The organism is Mycolicibacterium gadium (assembly GCF_010728925.1).
GTDB classification, from domain to species: Bacteria; Actinomycetota; Actinomycetes; order Mycobacteriales; family Mycobacteriaceae; genus Mycobacterium; species Mycobacterium gadium.
The window spans coordinates 5,398,983-5,416,618 of record NZ_AP022608.1 but is presented as its reverse complement, the minus strand read 5'-3'; the positions used below and the strand labels follow the sequence as shown (position 1 = coordinate 5,416,618).

Annotated in this window: 18 protein-coding genes; 5 read left to right on the top strand and 13 right to left on the bottom strand. The window is 67.2% G+C overall.

Annotation, left to right across the window (positions count from 1 at the left end; all coding sequences use genetic code 11):
* Positions 1–10 precede the first annotated feature (10 nt).
* Positions 11–271, bottom strand: coding sequence for a hypothetical protein (locus G6N36_RS26760; RefSeq protein ID WP_163689711.1), 261 nt, complete (start codon positions 269–271; stop codon positions 11–13).
* 400 nt (positions 272–671) lie between these two features.
* On the opposite strand from G6N36_RS26760, the gene G6N36_RS26755 reads away from it, so the two are divergent.
* Positions 672–884 carry a hypothetical protein gene (locus tag G6N36_RS26755; RefSeq protein WP_163689710.1) on the top strand — a complete coding sequence of 71 codons (213 nt, stop codon included), beginning with the start codon at positions 672–674 and terminating at the stop codon, positions 882–884.
* Between the two features lie 187 nt (positions 885–1,071).
* The gene (locus G6N36_RS26750) at positions 1,072–1,650 is read left to right on the top strand and encodes a DUF4126 domain-containing protein (protein WP_163689709.1); all 579 of its coding nucleotides are present in this window, start codon (positions 1,072–1,074) and stop codon (positions 1,648–1,650) included.
* Here the strand turns inward: G6N36_RS26750 and glgC are convergent.
* Complete coding sequence (gene glgC / locus G6N36_RS26745; RefSeq protein WP_163689708.1) at positions 1,647–2,861, bottom strand: glucose-1-phosphate adenylyltransferase; 1,215 nt, start codon at positions 2,859–2,861, stop codon at positions 1,647–1,649. The genes G6N36_RS26750 and glgC overlap by 4 nt on opposite strands.
* A 136-nt stretch (positions 2,862–2,997) precedes the next feature.
* Between glgC and glgA the strand changes: the two genes are divergently transcribed.
* Entirely contained in the window at positions 2,998–4,161 is a 1,164-nt protein-coding gene (gene glgA, locus G6N36_RS26740; RefSeq protein WP_179964878.1) for a glycogen synthase, read from the top strand.
* A gap of 27 nt (positions 4,162–4,188) precedes the next feature.
* Here glgA and G6N36_RS26735 read toward each other — a convergent pair whose 3' ends face one another.
* The 7 genes from G6N36_RS26735 to G6N36_RS26705 all read right to left on the bottom strand — a co-directional run bounded on the left by G6N36_RS26735 (position 4,189) and on the right by G6N36_RS26705 (position 9,781).
* A complete protein-coding gene (locus G6N36_RS26735) occupies positions 4,189–4,356 on the bottom strand; it encodes a DUF3117 domain-containing protein (RefSeq protein WP_003406247.1) in 168 nt (55 codons plus the stop codon).
* Between the two features lie 124 nt (positions 4,357–4,480).
* Positions 4,481–5,062: a DNA-3-methyladenine glycosylase I gene (locus tag G6N36_RS26730; protein WP_163689707.1), complete on the bottom strand. Its 582-nt coding sequence runs from the start codon at positions 5,060–5,062 to the stop codon at positions 4,481–4,483.
* Positions 5,059–5,433, bottom strand: coding sequence for a DivIVA domain-containing protein (locus tag G6N36_RS26725; RefSeq protein WP_163689706.1), 375 nt, complete (start codon positions 5,431–5,433; stop codon positions 5,059–5,061). Before G6N36_RS26725 ends, G6N36_RS26730 begins: the two co-directional genes overlap by 4 nt.
* Before the next feature lie 47 nt (positions 5,434–5,480).
* Positions 5,481–6,443: a glucosyl-3-phosphoglycerate synthase gene (locus G6N36_RS26720; protein ID WP_163689705.1), complete on the bottom strand. Its 963-nt coding sequence runs from the start codon at positions 6,441–6,443 to the stop codon at positions 5,481–5,483.
* Complete coding sequence (folP, locus tag G6N36_RS26715; protein ID WP_235690324.1) at positions 6,440–7,264, bottom strand: dihydropteroate synthase; 825 nt, start codon at positions 7,262–7,264, stop codon at positions 6,440–6,442. Before folP ends, G6N36_RS26720 begins: the two co-directional genes overlap by 4 nt.
* Before the next feature lie 83 nt (positions 7,265–7,347).
* Positions 7,348–9,159 carry a long-chain-acyl-CoA synthetase FadD6 gene (gene fadD6 / locus G6N36_RS26710; RefSeq protein ID WP_163689703.1) on the bottom strand — a complete coding sequence of 604 codons (1,812 nt, stop codon included), beginning with the start codon at positions 9,157–9,159 and terminating at the stop codon, positions 7,348–7,350.
* Positions 9,160–9,220: 61 nt separating this feature from the next.
* Positions 9,221–9,781: a cytokinin riboside 5'-monophosphate phosphoribohydrolase gene (locus G6N36_RS26705; protein ID WP_163689702.1), complete on the bottom strand. Its 561-nt coding sequence runs from the start codon at positions 9,779–9,781 to the stop codon at positions 9,221–9,223.
* A 29-nt stretch (positions 9,782–9,810) separates the two neighbouring features.
* On the opposite strand from G6N36_RS26705, the gene G6N36_RS26700 reads away from it, so the two are divergent.
* Positions 9,811–11,907 carry an ATP-binding protein gene (locus tag G6N36_RS26700; RefSeq protein ID WP_163689701.1) on the top strand — a complete coding sequence of 699 codons (2,097 nt, stop codon included), beginning with the start codon at positions 9,811–9,813 and terminating at the stop codon, positions 11,905–11,907.
* On the opposite strand, the gene G6N36_RS26695 is transcribed toward G6N36_RS26700, so the two are convergent.
* The 4 genes from G6N36_RS26695 to dapE all read right to left on the bottom strand — a co-directional run bounded on the left by G6N36_RS26695 (position 11,904) and on the right by dapE (position 16,665).
* Positions 11,904–12,641, bottom strand: coding sequence for a hypothetical protein (locus tag G6N36_RS26695; RefSeq protein ID WP_163689700.1), 738 nt, complete (start codon positions 12,639–12,641; stop codon positions 11,904–11,906). The genes G6N36_RS26700 and G6N36_RS26695 overlap by 4 nt on opposite strands.
* A gap of 12 nt (positions 12,642–12,653) precedes the next feature.
* Complete coding sequence (locus G6N36_RS26690) at positions 12,654–13,775, bottom strand: hypothetical protein (RefSeq protein ID WP_163689699.1); 1,122 nt, start codon at positions 13,773–13,775, stop codon at positions 12,654–12,656.
* Between the two features lie 76 nt (positions 13,776–13,851).
* Entirely contained in the window at positions 13,852–15,489 is a 1,638-nt protein-coding gene (locus G6N36_RS26685) for an ABC-F family ATP-binding cassette domain-containing protein (protein WP_163689698.1), read from the bottom strand.
* Between the two features lie 108 nt (positions 15,490–15,597).
* Positions 15,598–16,665: a succinyl-diaminopimelate desuccinylase gene (gene dapE, locus G6N36_RS26680; protein ID WP_163689697.1), complete on the bottom strand. Its 1,068-nt coding sequence runs from the start codon at positions 16,663–16,665 to the stop codon at positions 15,598–15,600.
* A gap of 24 nt (positions 16,666–16,689) precedes the next feature.
* Here dapE and dapD point away from each other — a divergent pair, with 24 nt between their 5' ends.
* A complete protein-coding gene (gene dapD, locus G6N36_RS26675) occupies positions 16,690–17,634 on the top strand; it encodes a 2,3,4,5-tetrahydropyridine-2,6-dicarboxylate N-succinyltransferase (protein ID WP_163689696.1) in 945 nt (314 codons plus the stop codon).
* The last annotated feature ends 2 nt before the right edge of the window (positions 17,635–17,636 follow it).

The following is a 17,636-nucleotide window of genomic DNA, read 5'->3' as shown; positions in this document are numbered from 1 at the left end:
CATCACGGCCTCAGACCGCCCTGCCGAACAGGTCGGGGTCCTCGTCGTCGGCCAGCTTGCGGCGAAGCTTCCTGAACCACCTGTCCTCCCAGGCGTCGATCGTCTCGAGCACCTCAACGGTGAGGTCCGAGCGGATGCCGACGTCATCGTGCGCGAACCGAATGAACGCGCGCAGCAAGACCGGGGCCACCTCCACTCCGTCGAGGAAGTAATGATCGGTTTCGTCCAGCAGGTGGCAAAACAACCATCGTTCAGCCCGGCGTTGGCGCACCTCCCGGTGATGTCGAAAACCTCGCAATGAGCGCGGCGACGTCAGCCGGACTCCACTCGGCCCGCGGGAGCGCGGAACCGCCGGCCGGCAAATCTCGAAGCAGCCATTCCACCAGCCCGCCGTATTCCGGCCACCCCGAAGCCGCACGGGGCGACATCAAGACTTCGAACTCGATGGCAGCGTCTAGACGGGCACGAACGTCTGCGAGGTCGACTGGCTCGTGGCGCATGTCAGTCGCCGGTTCGTCAATCCTGTCGAGAACCGTCTCCAAGCGTCCTCGGAAGATATCGACTCGGCGGATCAAGTTCGCATAGTCGAGATCGAAGTCGACCGCACACGTGAATTCACCAACGCTCGGCACTCGAAACTGCAGCAGAACAAGGTCGTTCGGATCGAGCGCATGACTGACTCGCATGGCACGGTGGATCCGTGTCTGCCCGAGCTGAGCGAGCCATCTGGGCGTCTGCGGCCGCCGCGCCGCGAGCTCCTCAAGGACCTGGTTCGCCAGCTTGTCATCGACACCAGCGAGGAACTCTGCGAAAACGGCGAGTACTACGGAGCCCCGCGCCGTAGGTTCCCCGATCATGCTGTCAACCACACGTGCGCGGTCTAGCGGCTCCGGAGCGCCGAACCGACTGCTTCGACGTGGATCCGTCAGGTACATCATCGTGCTCACCATCGCCAGCTGGCTGAATGGATCGGCACCGGCCGTCCGAGCACGGCGTTTGCTTCGATTCCGTTTCGACCCCATGCGGTCAAGGTATGAACGCGCACTGACAAGTCATGCCCATAATGCGTAAATGGAGCTGCTGACCGGATTCGGGTTGGCCACCGCCGCGGGACTGAACGCGTACATCCCGCTACTGGCGCTCGGACTGCTGTCGCGGTTCACCGACCTCGTCACCCTGCCCCACGGGTGGACTTGGCTCGAGAACGGTTGGGTGATGGCGATTGTCGCCACGTTGCTGATCGTCGAGATCGTCGCCGACAAGGTTCCCGCGCTGGACTCCATCAACGACGCGGTCCAAACCTTCATCCGCCCGACGGCCGGCGGCATCGTGTTCGGGTCGGGCACCTCGGCGCAAACCAACGCCGTCGCCGACCCGGGCGCCTTCGCACAATCGGGTCAGTGGATCCCCGTCGCCATCGGTGTCGTCGTCGCGCTGGTGGTCTCGTTGACGAAGTCCGCGGTGCGACCGGCCGCCAATGTGGCGACGGCAGGCGTCGCCGCGCCGGTGCTGAGCACGGTCGAGGACGGCATCAGCGTCGGGCTGGTCTTCGTGGCGATCCTGGTCCCCGTGCTGGTGCTGGTGGCCGTCGTCGTGCTGGCCTGGGCGGTCTGGCACCTGGTGCGCAGACGACGCCGGAAACCGGCCTAGATCCAGACGCCCTTTCCGACGGCGACGACACCGCCGGAGCTGATGGCGAAGCGTTCGCGGTCTCTCTCCAAGTCAACGCCCACCATCTCGCCCGGCCCCACGACGACGTTCTTGTCCAAGATCGCGTGGCGGACCACGGCCCCGCGACCGATTCGGGTGCCCGGCATGATCACGCTGCCCTCCACGATCGCACCGTCGTCGACGACGACATTGGACGACAGCACCGAATTGCGCACCGACGCCGCGGAAATGATGCTGCCCGCGCCTACCACCGACTCCTGAGCTGAGCCGCCGTTGACGAACTTCGCCGGCGCCAGATTCGCCGACTCGCCGAGGATCGGCCAGCGCCGGTTGTACAGGTTGAACACCGGGTGCACCGAAACCAGGTCCATGTGGGCGTCGTAGAAGGCGTCGAGGGTTCCGACGTCGCGCCAGTAGCCGTGATCGCGCTCGGTGGAACCGGGGACCTCGTTGTCATTGAAGTCGTACACCGCGGCCATGCCGTCGTTCACGAGTCGCGGAATGATGTCGCCGCCCATGTCGTGGTCGGAGTGATCCTCGTCGGCGTCGGCCTTTATCGCGTCTACGAGCACCTTGGTGCTGAAGATGTAGTTGCCCATCGACGCGAACGTCTGCTCGGGATCGTCGGGCGTGCCCGGCGGATCAGAGGGCTTTTCGATGAACGCGCGGATCCGTCCCGACTCGTCGGCGTCGATGACACCGAACGCACTCGCTTCCGAGCGCGGCACCCGGATCCCCGCGACGGTGACACCCGCGCCGCTCTCGATGTGGAAGTGCAGCATCTGCTCCGGATCCATCCGGTAGATGTGGTCGGCACCGAACACGACGACGTAGTCGGGATCCTCGTCGTAGACGAGGTTCAGCGACTGCAGGATGGCGTCAGCGGAACCGGTGTACCACCGTGGACCTAGGCGCTGCTGGGCGGGCACCGGGGTGATGTACTCGCCGGCAAGCCCCGAAAGCCTCCAGTTCTGCGAAATGTGACGGTCCAGCGAATGCGATTTGTATTGCGTCAGAACGCAGATCTTCAAATATCGTGCATTGACGAGATTCGATAACACGAAGTCGATCAGCCGGTACGCACCGCCGAACGGGACCGCGGGCTTGGCCCGATCGGCGGTCAATGGGTACAGCCGCTTGCCTTCGCCGCCAGCCAGGACGATACCCAGCACGTGTGGCAGTTCCCGCATGATCCAAACCTATCCGTCCCCGTCGACCGGGGCTAGGCATTCGCAGCTGTCTGTCAAGGTTATTGACACCTATTCGCATTCGAAAACCAGGATGCGGCCCTGAGATACGGCCCTCTTTTTCTGTACCGTCGTCTGCATGCGGGTGGCGATGATGACTCGGGAGTATCCACCCGAGGTCTATGGCGGGGCAGGCGTTCACGTCACCGAACTGGTCGCCCAGCTGCGTCACCTATGCGAGGTCGACGTGCACTGCATGGGCGCACCGCGCGAAGGCGCGATCGTCGCGCAACCCGATCCCACGTTGCTGGGCGCCAACCCCGCCCTGTCCACGTTGTCGGCGGACCTCAGCATGGTCAACACCTCGGGTCATGCCAACGTGGTGCATTCCCACACCTGGTACGCCGGGATAGCGGGCCACCTGGCCGCACTGCTGTACGGCGTTCCACATGTGCTGACCGCACACTCTCTGGAGCCGATGCGGCCGTGGAAGGCAGAACAGCTCGGCGGTGGATACCGGGTGTCGTCCTGGGTGGAGAAGACGGCGGTGGAAGCAGCCGACGCGGTGATCGCCGTCAGCTCGGGCATGCGCGACGACGTGCTGAGCACCTATCCCGCGCTTGACCCGAACCGGGTGCACGTGGTGCGCAACGGGATCGACACCGAGGTGTGGTACCCGGCCCCGCCCGAACCGGGCGAGTCGGTGCTCGCCGAACTCGGCGTCGACATGACCCGGCCGATCGTCGCGTTCGTCGGGCGGATCACCCGCCAAAAGGGCGTCCCGCATTTGATCGCGGCGGCACACAGATTCGCCCCCGACATTCAGCTGGTCCTTTGCGCGGGCGCACCCGACACCCCTGAAATCGCGGCGGAGGTCACCGAGGCCGTACAGGATCTGGCGCGCAGCCGCACGGGCGTCTTCTGGGTCCGCGAGATGATGCCGATCTCGAAGATTCGCGAAATTCTTTCCGCCGCAACCGTTTTCGCGTGTCCATCGGTGTACGAACCGCTCGGTATCGTCAACTTGGAGGCAATGGCCTGCGCAACGGCGGTGGTGGCGTCCGACGTCGGCGGTATCCCCGAGGTCGTGGCCGACGGCCACACCGGCACTCTGGTCCACTACGACAAAGACGACCCGACGGGCTATGAGTCGCGGCTCGCCGACGCGGTCAACGCGGTGGTGTCCGACCCGCAACGCGCCGCGCGATACGGTCAGGCGGGCAGGCAGCGCTGTATCGACGAGTTCTCGTGGGCGCACATCGCTGAGCAGACCCTCGAGATCTATCGGAAGGTGGCTTCCTAGGCGCGCAGGCTCACGGGCACGCGCTGACTAACTGGTGACGCCCTTGAGCTCGTCGCCGAGGGCCGCCGCCTCATCGGGGGTCAGTTCGACGACCAAACGTCCGCCGCCCTCCAGCGGTACCCGCATCACGATGCCTCGCCCCTCCTTGGTTGCTTCCAGTGGACCGTCTCCGGTCCGGGGCTTCATCGCCGCCATCGAGTGCTCCCTCCACATGAGCCAGCCCGCACGGTGGGCCTAACGAACCCCTCTATTGTTCCCTATCCGCGGCTTCGCGTGTGCAAAGACCCGGCGATGGCCACCTCGACGCCCCCTCTACAGGTCACTGGAATCTCGCTGGAACCCAGCAGTCTGCCGTGTGATCGTCGACCATTCCGGTCGCCTGCATCAGGGCGTAGGCCGTCGTCGGCCCGACGAACCGAAAGCCTCGCCGCTTCAGTTCCTTGGCCATCGCGGTCGACTCCGGGGTGACCGCCGGGACATCTGACATGGCGGCCGGACGTGGCCGCTGTGACGGCGCGAACGACCACAGCAACTCGCCGAAGTCCACATCCAGATCAGCGACTGCGCGGGCGTTGGCGATGGTCGCCTCGATCTTCGCGCGGTTACGCACGATGCCGGCGTCCTCCATCAACCTGGCGATGTCGCGGTCGCGGTAGCGTGCGACGCGCTCGACGTCGAACTGGTGAAACGCGCGACGGAAGTTCTCCCGCTTGCGCAGGATGATCAGCCACGACAGGCCGCTTTGGAACGCCTCCAGCGTCACGCGCTCGAACAGTGCAGTCGAGTCGCGCAGCGGCCGGCCCCACTCGGTGTCGTGGTAATCCCGGTAAAGCACGAAATCGTCTGGCGACAAGCGCGATTCGTCGATCCACGCACACCGGACACGATCGTCCGCGGTCACGATTCGCCCTCGGCCTCCGACGACGGCAGCGCGTGCGCTCCACCCTCGATGTGGCGCGGATCCCCGACGTCGTCTTCGATCCCGTGAGCCGCACGGACCGCGGCCAGCTGCCCGCGCACCAGGTCGAGCTCCTGGGCCAGTCGGTCGAGCACCCAGTCCACCTCACTGGTCTTGTAACCGCGCAGGGTCTGGCTAAACTTGACGGCCTCGACATCGGCGCCGGTGACGCCGGAGGCCGGGAATACCGTAGCCGTCGTATCGCGCGGCAACGGCGGCAACGACTCGCCACGTCCGAAGAGCACGCTGCCCAGTGCGAACAGCACGATGGCGATCAGAACCAGCACGACCAGATACAGCAGAACCAGCGTCACGTCATCGATACTGCCCGATGCCTCCGACAGGCACCGCGCCCCCGCGCCTACAAGCCTGGCCGCAGGGTCTTCATCGGCGGCCGGTCGACGAGCGACACCTCTGAGGTGCGCGGTGTGAAACCGTCGCCGTCGGCGAAGAACTGGGTCAGGCCGACACCGGAATCCGGCACTCCGCATCGCGACAACAGGGTCGCGATGACCTGTCGGCTCATCGCGGCGAGCTCGGTCAGCGGCCGGTTGCGGTGCTCCCGGACGCCGAGGTTCACCTGCGCTATCGCATTCAGGCCGAGGCGGTCGTACGTATCCACCAGCAGGCCGATCTCCACCCCGTAGCCGGGTGCGAACGGCACCGAGGTCAGCAGCTCACGGGTGCCCGCGTATTCGCCGCCCAGGGGCTGCAGCAAGCAGGTCAGTTCGGGGCGCAACGCGGCGAGCAGCGGCCTGGCCACGAGCTCGGTGACACGCCCGCCGCCGTTGGCGTCCTCGCTGCCGCTGACCTTCAGCGGCCGCCGGTAGAACCCCTTGACCAGATGCACACCCTCAGCCGTGAGCAGCGGACCCAGGAGTTTGGGGACGAACATGGGGTCGGGGTCGATCAGGTCGGAGTCGACGAACACGACGATGTCGCCGGTCGTCACGGCCAGCGAGCGCCACAGCACCTCGCCTTTGCCCGGCTGCGGTGCGACCTCGGGCAGGGCCACCTCGCGGCTGATCACCCTCGCACCGGCGGCCAGCGCGCGGATCTCGGTGTCGTCGGTCGATCCGGAATCAAGCACGATGAGCTCATCGACCAGGCCGCCGAGCAGCGGCGTGATGGTCTCGACGACGCTTGCGACCGTCTCTTCCTCGTTGAGGGCGGGCAGCACCACCGAGATGGTGCGGGATCCCTTCGCGGCCACGAGTTCTTCGATCGTCCACATGGGCCGGCTCCAGCTGTTGTCGGCCAGCCAAGGGTGTGCCGCGATATCGGTGGCGGCCAGCTCCGTTGGCTGTTCAATTAGCACAGTCATGCCAGTCCCCTCACTGTGCGCGTCGGTGGACGCGTTCCGTGGATCGACGCGACCATTTCCAGTACGCGTCGAGTGGAACTCACCTCATGCACTCGGAACATGGCGGCGCCATCGGCGGCGGCCAGTGCGGTCGCAGCCAATGTGCCTTCCAGGCGTTCAGTCAGGTCCACACCCAGAGTTTCCCCGACGAAATCTTTGTTGCTCAGCGCCATCAGGACCGGCCATCCAGTATTTACAAGGTCTTTTACGTGGCGCAACAAACTAAGACCGTGATAAGTGTTCTTGCCGAAATCGTGGGTCGGATCGATCAAGATGGCGTCCCGCGCGACCCCGGAAGCGACCGCACGCTCGGCCGCGGCGGTTACCTCTGCGATGACATCGTCGACGACGCCGCGTTCGGAGATGCCGTAGTTGACGCGGAACGGGCGGGTGCGCGGCACCGCACCGCCGGTGTGTGAACAGACCAATCCGGCGCCGAACTCCGCGGCGACCTCAGGCAGCGCTGGGTCGTGACCGCCCCAGGTGTCGTTGATCAGGTCCGCACCGGCCGCGCAGGCCTGCTTGGCCACCACCGCACGCCAGGTGTCGACGCTGATCAGCCGGTCGGGATAGGTGTCGCGGAGCCATTCGATGAAGGGGACGACGCGGGCGATCTCCTCGTCGACGTTTACGGGCCCCCCTGGGCCTGCTTTGACACCGCCCACGTCGACGATGTCGGCGCCGTCCTCGATCACGCGGTGGGCGGCCGTCTTGGCGGCCTCGTCGGTGAAAGTGGCGCCGCGATCGTAGAACGAATCCGGCGTGCGGTTGACGATCGCCATGATCAGCGCGCGGTCACCGGCTACCGGGCGACCGAGAAACGTCGACTGCACGCCCTCCAGGCTACGGGGGCCTGCGATTTCGCCTAGTTCTTGGGCTTCTTGCCCGCCGCGACCTCGTCGGGGTACTCGTCGTAGAACTCGACGTAGCCCTCCTCGCGACCGGACAGCACGTAGATCGGGTCCTCGATCTTCTCGGCGTCCTCGTCGCCTTCACCCGACGATCCCCCGTAGCCCTCCTTGCGCAGGTCCACCTTCTGGCTTTTGAACGTCGACGTATGTGCGAGTTCTTTGACTACCCGGACGAACAGTGGCAGGGCGTAGCCGGGCAGCTTGTCGTAGACGGCCTTGGCCAAGGCTTTACCGTCGAACTCCTGACCGTCCTTGAGCTGGATCGCCGCCATCCCCGCGCGCCCACCTGCCCCCTCGACCTCGACGCCGAACACCGTGGCTTCCTCGACCTGCGAATCGGTCGACACCGCGGCCTCGACCTCGGTGGTCGCGACGTTTTCACCCTTCCAGCGGAAGGTGTCGCCGAGCCGGTCGGTGAACGCGGCGTGCCCGAAGCCCTGCGACCGCATCAGGTCGCCGGTGTTGAACCAGCAATCGCCTTCCTTGAAGGCGTCCCGGACCAGCTTCTTCTCGGTGGCCTTCTTGTCGGTGTATCCGTCGAACGGCTGGAAGTTGCTCACCTTCGACAGCAGCAGGCCCGGCTCACCGGTTTTGACCTTGCGCACGCGGCCGTTGTCGTCGCGCACCGGATCTCCGGTTTCGGGGTCGTACTCCACGAAAGCCACCGGCGTCGGGCAAATCCCGGTCGACTTGTCGATGTTCAGGACGTTGACGAATGCGGTGTTGCCCTCGCTGGCGCCGTAGAACTCGCACACGCGCGGAATCCCGAACCTCTCGGTGAAGTCGTCCCAGATGGCCGGCCGCAGCCCGTTGCCGATGATCACCCTCACCTTGTGCTTACGGTCGGTGTGCTTGTCCGGCTGGTTCAGCAGATAGGCGCAGATCTCGCCGATGTAGATGAACGCTGTCGCCTGGTACCGGATCACGTCGTCCCAGAACTTCGACGCGGAGAACGACTTGCCGAGCGCCAGCGTCGCACCGGCGTTGATCGTCGAACCGAGCGCAACCGTCAGCGCGTTGTTGTGGTAGAGCGGCAGGCAGCAGTACAGAGCGTCGTCGCTGTGCAGCCGCAGACCGAGACCGCCGAAGCCGGCGAGCGCACGCAGCCACCGATAGTGGGTCATCACGCTGGCCTTGGGCATGCCCGTAGTCCCCGAGGTGAAGATGTAGAACGCCTTGTCCTTGGCCAACACCGCGGCCGTCGTCGCCGGGTCCTGGGTCGGGGCGGTGGAGGCGAGGCGGTCCAGTTCCTCGAGCGTCATCAGCCCGGAGGTATCGGCGCCGCTCTCGGTGATCGGCTCGATCAGATCCGTTTCGGCGACCATCGTCTTGGCGTCGAGCAGTCCGATACTGTGGGACAGCACATCGCCGCGCTGGTGGAAGTTCAGCATGCCCGCGATGGCGCCGCATTTGACGATGGCGAGCATGAGCAACACCGTCTGCGGTGAGTTGCGCAGCATGACGCCGACGACGTCGCCGTGCCCGACCCCGCGCGCGGCCAGCACCGCGGCGTAGCGGTTCGCAGTCTCGTTGGCCTGGCGGTAGGTCAGCTCCTGATCCTCGAACCGAAGGAACGGCTTGTCGCCGTAGCGCGCGGCGCGGTCCTGGAAAACCTTGCCGATCGACGTCTTCGCGGTGGGGCGCGCCATGAAGCCGGTCATCGCGCCGCGCAACATCACAGGGGCGTCCATCAACAGATGCGGAACCCGGGTGGCGATGTCGAGCAGACCGACACTGCTCCGGACGCCGGATTTCTGGTCGGCCATGCGGTGAGTCCCCTCCGGTGTTCGCTTACGGAACACCACCCTATCGGCGTGGGTTTCGACGTCACCCACGCGGTTGGCAGGCGGCAAGAGCGGCCTCGACGTCGTCGACGACCACCAACCGGTCCAGCGCCCGGTGGGTGACGTAGCCCGTGTCGATCAGCCCGTGCAGCCAAGTGAGCAAACCGGTGTAGTGCCCGAACGGGTCGAGCATCACCACCGGTTTGTCGTGCATACCCAGGTAGCCGGCGGTCCAAGCCTCGAAGAACTCCTCCAACGTGCCGATGCCACCCGGCAGAGCTATGAACGCGTCTGCGCGGTCCTCCATCGTCTGCTTGCGCTCGCGCATGGTGTCGGTGACGACGAGTTCGTCTGCGTCTATGTCGGCGACCTCGCGATGCACCAGCGCCTTGGGGATCACGCCGACGGTATGACCGCCGCGGGCCCTGGCGGCGGCCGCCAACGCGCCCATCGCAGACACGTTCCCCCCGCCGGATACCAGCGTCCAGCCACGCTGCGCGATCGCGGATCCGACCTGCTCAGCCAGTGTCAGCAGCTCAGGATGCGTCGGTCCCGACGCGCAGTAGACACAGACCGCCCATTCGCGGTCGAGTTCTTGGGACACACCCTAAAACGTAGCCATAGACTCGCGCCGTGCCAGTGGAGTGGGTGACCGTGCCGCTTGAACCGGCACTGGAGACACTCGAAGCCGGCTGGGGAACTCGCGCCGGAACGGTGATCATCGGCCCCGCCGGGGTCGGCAAGACCACGCTGGCACGCGCCGCAGTTGCGCGTTTGGGTACCGGGTTCGACCGGGTGGATTGGGTCATTGCGACCGCGCCGACCGCCACAATTCCGTTCGCCGCATTCAGCCACCTCATCGAGGTACCGGACACCGGCAAGACCGCGGAGGTGCTGCGGAACGCTCGTGAGTCACTCGGTGATGGCCGACTGTTGGTCGTGGACGACGCCCACCTGCTGGACAAGTTGTCGGCGGCCCTGGTCCATCAGCTGGCCGTGAGTGGCGCAGTCAACCTCATCGTGACAGTTGCGCCCAACGGGCCTGTGGCCGAGGAGGTCTCGGCGCTCTGGGAGGATCACCTGCTCGACCGAATCGAGCTGCAACCCGCGGGCCATGACGACAGCAGAGTAGCCACGCTGGTCGAGCAATTCGTCGCCGCGCTACCCCCCACCGCTCACCGCGTCCTGGAGTACCTGGCCGTCGACGATCCGCTCCCCCTGGCTCAAATCTCCGGGTTGGTGAGCCGCGAAGCCGTCGCCGAGGCGGAGGCCGCAGGCGCGATCGTGGTCGACGACGATCGGGTGCGACCGGCCCATCCGCTGTTCGTCGATGCCGTGCGCGACGCACTGGGTGGTCCGGACCTGCGCCGACTGCGCACGGAGCTCGTCGAACGCCTAGGCGCCGCGCCCCCTCGAGACGTGGTCGAACTGCTGCGGCTGGCCGTGCTCGCCCTGGACGCCGACCGGCCGCAGCCGACCGCCGAATTGGTCAAGGCCGCCCAGGAAGCGCTCCGCCTGGGCGACCTCGAGTTGTCCGAGCGACTCGGACGGGCGGCGCTGCGACGTGCGGCGTCCCTGCCCGCCCGGCTGACACTCGCCTACGCACTGGCGTGGCAGGGTCGCGGCCGCGACGCTGATTCCGTTCTGGCGCAAGTGGATCCGTCGACCCTGTCCGAAGACGAGTTGATGGCGTGGGCCTTGCCGCTGGCCGCCAATCAATTCTGGATGCTGTCCCAGCCGGAGCGGGCAACCGCGTTTTTGCAGGCGACAAGAAACAAGGTGTCTTCGCCCGCCGCCCGAACCACTCTGGATGCGTTGTCGGCGACGTTCGCGATGAACGCAGGTGGTCCCGCCCGGGCACTGCAGATCGCGGACGAGGTCCTGAAGTCACCGGCGGCCGACGACACTGCGATCGGGTGGGCATCGGCCGCCGCGGCGTTGAGTTCGGCCCGCATGGGACGGTTCTCCGACGTCGACGCATTCGCCGAAAGGGCCATCGCCGCCGGGCATCCGGGACTGCTGCGGTTCACCAGTGGCTTCGGTCAGACCACGGCGCTGTTGATGGCGGGCGACCTGGACAGCGCACAGGACCTGGGGCAACAGCTCACCGACTTCGCGCAGCTGCAACAGCCCGGGCGCGCCATCGGCGAGGTGCTGGTGGCCGACGTGCTGATCGCGAAGGGCGAACTCGAGTCGGCAGTTCGGCTGTTGCGCAGGGCTGCGGCGGCCTTGGCGCCGACGGGTTATTCGTGGGGCCCACTGGCCTGGATGCTGTTGGCACAGGCGCTCGGCCAGCAGGGCTCGACCGTCGAGGCGGGAAAGGCGTTGTCGCGCGCGGAGTCTCGGCACGGTTTGAAATCGATGCTGTTCGCGCCGGAACTCGCGCTGGCACGCGCGTGGACGATGTCGGCGCGGGGCGACAAGCACGGCGCCGTAACGGCGGCACGCGACGCGGCGCGTAGCGCCGAGCGTGGCGGGCAGACGGCGGTCGTGCTGCGGGCCCAGTTCGATGCGGTACGGTTCGGCGACCTTCGCGCAGCCGACGCTATCGCGCGTGTCAGCGTTGAATGCGACTGCGCGCTCGGACAATTGGCGCTCACCTACGCACGCGCACTGGTCGGCCGCGACGTGGCGGGCCTCAGCGAAGCGGCACACCGCTTGACGGCCATCGGGATGCACCGCGCGGCCGCCGACGCCGCCGCACAGGCGGCCGACGCCGAAACCGTCTAGAGCCTACGGCCCAGATCGTCGTCGGCGGCGTGACGCGTTGACTCCGGTGGCGCGACGGGGGCCGGACCCGCACCAGGCCTGCTGCTTTCAGGTCCGAACGCCAAATTGCTGTCGTCAGCACGCTGCAGGGGCTCGCGTTGCGGTGCGGACTGCACTGGCTGCTCCTGCGGCCGATCTTCCCGTGCGACGCGCTCCTCGAGGCGTTCCACCCGCTCTTCCAGCGGGTCGCGGCCCGGCTGCCCGGAAGGCTGACCCGCCGCACCCGACGACGGAGCACCCCCGACAGGCGCGGCACCGACAGGCGCACCGCCGGCCGGACGCTGACCAGCCTCGCCGCCTCCGCCGCCCTCGGCCGCCTTCATCACCTGCTCGATCAGCGATCCGAACATGCCGGACCCGCCTTGCGCGGCCTGCGAGGGCGCACCAGCCAGCTGGCCCGCTTGCTCGCCGAGTTTGCCAAGCATGCCGACAACCTGACCGACGGACTGCGATCCGGACTCGTCGGAAGCCGCGTACGCCGCCTGTGCGTCGCCCACCTTTCCGGAGTATGTGTGCTCCTTCGCCTGCAACGCCGCGACATTGGCCGTCAGCTGGGCGGCCAGCGTGGGCAGCACGGCGGAGATCGTCGCACTCATCGCGTCCGGACCCGGCGGAAGCATTGGTATCTCAGGCAATTCGACCGAGGCCGCGTTCCAGCTGATGCCCTCGGGCTTCTTCAGTGGGCCAAGCGCCACAGTCCTCCCCTATCACCAGTCATCGTCTACGTCGTCCTCGTCCAGATCATGATCGAGAGGCGCGGGCACAGCCAGGCCCGGCGACGTGCCGCCGCTCTCGCCCCGCATACCGCCCATCATCGGGCCCATCCCACCCATTCCGGCGCCCGCGGCCATCGGCGCCACCCCACCGACCGCACCGGCGCCCGCCAGTGCGCCCTCGGGCGGGGCGGTGGACACCGGCTTGGCACTGCCCACGAGGTTCGCCATCAACGGCGTCTGCGACGGCACACCGCCCGAGCCGGGCAGTGATGCCGCGCGCACCATGCCGGAGCCGCCGCCCGCACCGCCGCCGCCCGCCAGCGGGTGATTGGAGAAGGCCGAGAACGGCAGCCCGGCCGCGCCCATCGAATCCGATTTGCCGCCCTGCCCGAACATCGACGTCAGCTGCTGCAACGGTTGGGACAGCTGCTGCAACGGCTGCATCATCTGCTGGGGTATCTGCATCAGCATCTGCGGGAGCTGGCCCGCCATCGACCCCAGCTGGCTGAGCATCTGCATCGCCTGGTCAGAGCCTCCACCGGCTTGTTTGGCGGCTTCCTCGCCTGCGTCCTGGGCCTCCTTCGCGCCGGGCACCGTCGGGGCGCCGGGCAGCGGGAGGCTGGGCGGTACGCCGAGGGTGTTGGCGAGCTCGGTCGTATTGGTGGTCACGTTGGCCATGTTCTGCGAAAGGCCCATCATGACCCGGCTGCGGGCCAGCTCGGCGGCGTTGGGGAGGGGCATCGCGGCGATCGCTTCGGCTTCGGCCTGCGTCTCCTGCGCGATGGTGTTGGCCAGGAGTTTCGTCTTCACGACCGAAGCCTCCATGGCGCGCAGCTTGATCGCGATCGCCGTGGCGTGCGCCGCGTTGGCTTCGTGACCGCCGATGATCGTGGTCGCCTCGCCCGCTGCGGCCACCGATCCCGTGCCCTCCCACACATCAGTGAGCTTCATCAGCTGTCCCTGCTGCTGCGGGACCACTGTGCCGCTGATCTTCGCGGCGAGCGTCTCGAACCTGGCGGCAGTCGCCGCCAGCATCTCCTCGTCGACGTTCGGCCAGCCCGGGCCGGTCACGGTCTGGCCCCCGTACGGGCTGGTATCGGGCTCGATCGCCATAGGCACCAAATTTACCGTGTCCGCGGTAGCTGCCGGTCCGCAAATTCTGTCCGTCGAGATCGGCGATCAGCGCGGACTAGTTGTGATGCAGCCGTCCGCCAGATAGCCGAAGGGTGCGCTGGACACCGATCTCCGCCAGGAACCGCTCGTCGTGGCTGACCACCACGAACGCGCCCTGGTAGGCGTTCAGCGCCGATTCCAGCTGTCCGACGCTGACCAAGTCGAGATTGTTGGTCGGCTCATCGAGCAGCAGCAGCTGTGGCGCCGGTTCGGCGTAGAGCACGCATGCCAGCGTCGCGCGCAACCGTTCGCCGCCCGAGAGCGCCGAGACCGGCAGGTGAATCCGGTTACCACGAAACAGGAACCGGGCCAGCAGATGCATCCGCCGGGTTTCGGACAGGCTGGGCGCGGATGCGGCGAGGCTTTGCGCGACGGTGGCGTCGGGGCTGAGCAGGTCGAGTCGCTGAGACAGATACGCCACCCGGCCGTCGGCACGGGCGACGGTTCCGGCGGTGGACGCCGCCTCCCCGATATCTGATGTCGCCGCCGGGGCGGCTCCGGCGATCATGCGCAGCAGCGTCGACTTGCCCGCGCCGTTGCGCCCGGTGAGCGCGATGCGTTCAGGGCCGCGGACGGTCAGATCGGCATCGGTGAACAGCGCCCGGCCGCCGCGTTGCGCGGTCAGGCCTTCGGCCCGCACGACCGTGCGGCCGGCAGGGACGTTCGTCTCGGGGAGCTCCAGCGCCAGCACGTCGTCGTCGCGCAGTGCGCGTTCCGCCTCGTCGAGACGGTTGTTGGCGTCGGCGACTCGCGCCGCGTTGACCCCGTCGATCCGGCCCGCCGACTCCTGCGCGCTGCGCTTCATCGCGCCCGCGATGATCTTCGGCAGCCCGGCATCCTTGATGTTGCGTGCGGCCGTGGACGACCGTTTCGCCGCGCGCTCGCGCGACTGCTGCATTTCGCGCTTCTCGCGCTTGAGGCGCTGTTCGGCGTTGCGGATGTTGTCCTCGGCCACCCGCTGCGCCTCGTTCACTGTCTCTTCGTACATCGTGAAGTTGCCGCCGTAGAAATGCATTTCGCCGCGGTACAGCTCGGCGATGCGGTCCATCCGGTCGAGCAGCCAGCGGTCGTGGCTGACCAGCAGCAGACATCCGGTGAAGCCGTCGAGCGCGTCGTACAGCTTGTGCCGGGCGTCGACGTCGAGGTTGTTGGTCGGCTCGTCGAGCAGCAGGACGTCGGGTTGCGTGAGCAGTTGCGCGGCCAGTCCGAGGGAGACGACCTCGCCGCCGGACAGCGAGCCCAGCCGCCGGTCGAGGTCGAGGTGGCCAAGGCCGAGTCGGTCGAGCTGGAAGCGGCTGCGTTCCTCGACATCCCAGTCGTCGCCGATGGCGGCGAACACGTCGTCGCCGGCGTCACCGCCGGCCAACGCGTCGAGTGCGTCGATGACGTGCGCGATGCCGAGCACTTCGGCGACGGTCCGCTCCGTCGTGAACGCCAGCGTCTGCGGCAGATAGGCGACGGAGCCGTCGACGCTGATCGAACCGCCGGTGGGTTTGCGATCGCCGACGATCAACTGCAGCAGCGTGCTCTTACCCGCGCCGTTGGGGGCGACCAGCCCGGTGCGGCCCTCGCCGACGGTGAACGACAGGTCCGTGAACAGCGGTGTGCCGTCGGAGAACGCGAACGACAAGGCCGAACAAGTGATGGAAGACATGCGAGAGATCTCTCGTGACAAGAACGACGTGAATCGGATTGCCGGCTCAGCCGGCGTCGGACACCGGAGTCGTTGTCTCACCGCATGGTTCCAGCGTACGGATCGGTGTCAACCGGTTAAATATCTCCGTAGCATGTCGGTGGCCGCGGTGATGGCTGCGGTGTCGACGCGCTCGTCGACCCGGTGGGCAAGGTTCGGATCGCCGGGTCCGTAATTGACGGCGGGGATGCCGAGCGCCGCGAACCGCGCGACGTCGGTCCAGCCGTACTTCGCCCGCACCTGTCCACCGGCGGCATCCACCAGCGCCGCGGCGGCGGGCGCCGTCAGACCCGGTAGTGCTCCGCCGGCCGAGTCGGTCAACTCGATTTCGACGTCGAGCCCGTCGAACACCTCGTCCACATGCGCGGCGGCCTCGGGGACGCTGCGGTCGGGGGCGAACCGGAAGTTGACCGTCACCGAAGCGGCGTCGGGGATGACGTTGCCCGCGATCCCGCCGTCGATGCGCACCGCCGACAAACCCTCGCGATACGTGCAGCCATCGATGTCGACGTTGCGCGCCCGATAGGACGAAAGCCGGTCCAGGACAGCACCGATCTTGTGGATTGCGTTGTCGCCCAACCAGGATCGCGCCGAGTGTGCACGGGTGCCCGTGGCTCGCACCACGACGCGCAGCGTGCCCTGGCAGCCGGCCTCGATATACCCACCGGAGGGCTCGCCGAGGATCGCCACGTCGGCCTGCAACCAGTCGGGCAGCTCGCGTTCGATGCGGCCGAGACCGTTGGCCGCCGCCTCGATCTCTTCGCAGTCGTACATCACGAGCGTGATGTCGTGCTGGGGCTCGGTGACCGTCGCGGCCAGGTGCAGGAAGACGGCGTCCCCGGATTTCATGTCCGACGTGCCACAGCCGTGCAGTTGGCCGTCGGTCATCCGGCTGGGCAGGTTGTCGGCGGCGGGCACGGTATCGATGTGGCCGGCGAGCAGCACGCGCGACGGCCGGCCCAGGTTGGTGCGCGCGAGCACGGCGTCGGCGTTGCGCACGACCTCGAATCCGGTCGTCTGCTCGCGCAGCGCGGCTTCGATCTCATCGGCGATGCGGCGCTCGCTACGCGATTCGCTGGGAATGTCCACCAGCGCCGCGGTCAGGGCGATCGGGTCGCCGTGCAGATCGAGGGCCACCTGCTTGACGTTAGTCTGAGCGGCGTGACTTCTGCTGCAGGTATAGGCCTGGCGACGATCGCGGCCGACGGAACAGTGCTGGACACCTGGTTCCCGGGGCCGGAACTGGGCGCTGACGGCCCCGCCGGCACGACCCGGTTGTCGATCGCCGAGATTCCGGAAGAGCTGGGCGCACTGACCGGGCACGACGAGGACCGTGGCGTCGAGATCGTGGCCGTCCGCACCACCATCTCGTCGCTGGACGACGAGGCCGCCGACGCCTACGACGTGTATCTGCGGTTGCACCTGCTCTCCCATCGGCTGGTGCCGCCACGCGGACTGAACGCCGACGGCTTCTTCGGCCTGCTGACCAACGTGGTGTGGACCAATCACGGGCCCTGCGCTGTCGATGGTTTCGAGATCGTGCGGGCCCGGCTGCGTAAGCGCGGTCACGTCACCGTGTACGGCGTCGACAAGTTCCCCCGCATGGTCGACTATGTGCTCCCTGCGGGCGTGCGCATCGCCGACGCCGACCGAGTGCGTCTCGGTGCGCACCTGGCGTCGGGGACCACGGTCATGCATGAGGGCTTCGTCAACTACAACGCGGGAACGTTGGGCAATTCGATGGTGGAGGGGCGTATCTCGGCAGGCGTCGTCGTCGATGACGGCTCCGACGTCGGCGGTGGCGCGTCCATCATGGGGACGCTGTCCGGTGGCGGCACCGAGGTGATCTCGGTGGGCCGGCGCTGCCTGCTCGGCGCGAATGCCGGGCTGGGTATCTCACTGGGCGACGACTGCGTGGTGGAGGCCGGTCTCTACGTCACCGCGGGCACCAAGGTGCAGACCGCCGACGGCCAGACGGTCAAGGCGCGCGAACTCTCGGGTGCCAACAATCTGCTCTTCCGGCGCAATTCGGTGACCGGAGCCGTCGAGGTGGTCAAACGGGACGGCACCGGCATCACGCTGAACGAGGCCCTGCACGCCAACTAGGG

Bases quoted from the DNA above. Each gene is read 5' to 3' on its own strand.
- G6N36_RS26690 (WP_163689699.1), bottom strand. From the start codon at position 13,775: ATGGCGATCGAGCCCGATACCAGCCCGTACGGGGGCCAGACCGTGACC.
- glgA (WP_179964878.1), top strand. From the start codon at position 2,998: ATGCGGGTGGCGATGATGACTCGGGAGTATCCACCCGAGGTCTATGGC.
- G6N36_RS26720 (WP_163689705.1), bottom strand. From the start codon at position 6,443: ATGACTGTGCTAATTGAACAGCCAACGGAGCTGGCCGCCACCGATATC.
- G6N36_RS26685 (WP_163689698.1), bottom strand. From the start codon at position 15,489: ATGTCTTCCATCACTTGTTCGGCCTTGTCGTTCGCGTTCTCCGACGGC.
- glgC (WP_163689708.1), bottom strand. From the start codon at position 2,861: ATGCGGGAACTGCCACACGTGCTGGGTATCGTCCTGGCTGGCGGCGAA.
- G6N36_RS26750 (WP_163689709.1), top strand. From the start codon at position 1,072: ATGGAGCTGCTGACCGGATTCGGGTTGGCCACCGCCGCGGGACTGAAC.
- G6N36_RS26735 (WP_003406247.1), bottom strand. From the start codon at position 4,356: ATGGCGGCGATGAAGCCCCGGACCGGAGACGGTCCACTGGAAGCAACC.
- G6N36_RS26755 (WP_163689710.1), top strand. From the start codon at position 672: ATGACTGACTCGCATGGCACGGTGGATCCGTGTCTGCCCGAGCTGAGC.
- fadD6 (WP_163689703.1), bottom strand. From the start codon at position 9,159: ATGGCCGACCAGAAATCCGGCGTCCGGAGCAGTGTCGGTCTGCTCGAC.
- folP (WP_235690324.1), bottom strand. From the start codon at position 7,264: ATGGCGATCGTCAACCGCACGCCGGATTCGTTCTACGATCGCGGCGCC.